This window comes from Microseira wollei NIES-4236 (assembly GCF_020521235.1).
Classification (GTDB): domain Bacteria; phylum Cyanobacteriota; class Cyanobacteriia; order Cyanobacteriales; family Aerosakkonemataceae; genus Microseira; species Microseira wollei.
Genome location: NZ_BLAY01000449.1, coordinates 1 through 1,279, shown reverse-complemented (window position 1 = coordinate 1,279; position 1,279 = coordinate 1). Strand labels below are relative to the sequence as shown.

Genomic DNA, 1,279 nt, shown 5'->3' with positions numbered 1-1,279 from the left:
AAAATGTCTCTATGATGGAGAGCTATAAGCCAGGATACTTTACGGGTTGAAGTCAGAGAAAAAGGTGATTAAAAATGCTGCTTTGCAAAAAGATAAAAATTATCATCAGCCAAACTGACGCTCAAACTTTGGAGTTCATGCAAGCCAAGTGCAGAGGGTTGTACAACTGGTGGATTGGCAGACTTCGCAATGGAGAGAAATGGAAACTTTATGAAGCAAAGAAGAGTTTGCACGACAGTAAGCAATATGACTTAGAACTCAATCAAGTCTATGGAAAGCTGTTGGCTGAGGTTTATTTCAGGATAGACAAGGCAATGCAGGCTTTCTACAAGCGAGTACATGAGGGAGAGAAACCAGGCTTTCCTAGATTTAGACCAAGTCATCAATTTTTCACACTTTGCTACCCAGCAACTTATTTGAAAGTAGAGGGTCTACAAATTGTCTTACCGACAGGAGGAAAAGGAAAAAACAAAACATTTTATAATATTGTAGCCAAGTTGACTGAGTTACCGCCATTAACGTTTAAAGAAGTAGCAGTAACTCGTGATGCTAGAGGCAATTACTACTGCTCATTTGTCTATCAAAAAAATCCAGCCGAAAATCAATCGGATAACACAGTGGCTTTTGACTTAGGCATGAAGACTCTAGCTAGTGGAGTCAATGAGCAAGGCAAAAGTTATTCCATAGGAGGATTCAAAGGTTACAGATGGTTCAATCGACAGCTAGACAAAATCCGCTCAAAACGTGATAAATGCAAGAAAGGTTCTAGGCGTTACTGTTACCTGAGTAATGTCTACAAGCGCGTTTCTCAAGAGAAACGGAACAAACTCAAGGACTCTCTCCATAAGGCATCTTGCCTGATTGCCTACAAACTGGCTGAAAGTGCTGTGGTTATAGGTGAACTGTCAGTGCGACAGATGGTGATCAAGTCTGATAACAGAAAACGGAACAGGGCAGTGTTTGCAGACTGGGGATTATATCCATTTGTAGAAATGCTCAAGTATAAGTGTGAGTTGAGTGGAAAGTCACTACACATCATTAGTGAACGCAACACCAGCAAGACTTGTCACCGCTGTGGACATTCCCAAGATATGCCCCTATACAAGCGAACCTATAAATGCCCTTCATGCGGTTTAGTGATTGACCGAGATGCTAATAGCGCTCGAAACATACTACTGAGGTTCCTTGCTCGGCTAGAGCCACACAAACTGTTATCAGTTTGCGGTGTACTTGGAGTAATCCAAGTAATCGACACGTTTACACACGTTTAGGAAGGCAG

At 41.8% G+C, this 1,279-nt stretch carries 1 protein-coding gene; it reads left to right on the top strand.

Going from position 1 to position 1,279, the window contains the following annotated elements:
• The first annotated feature begins 74 nt into the window (after positions 1–74).
• On the top strand, positions 75–1,271 hold the full coding sequence (locus tag MiSe_RS49160) for an RNA-guided endonuclease InsQ/TnpB family protein (RefSeq protein ID WP_226594839.1): 1,197 nt from the start codon (positions 75–77) through the stop codon (positions 1,269–1,271).
• Positions 1,272–1,279 lie beyond the last annotated feature (8 nt).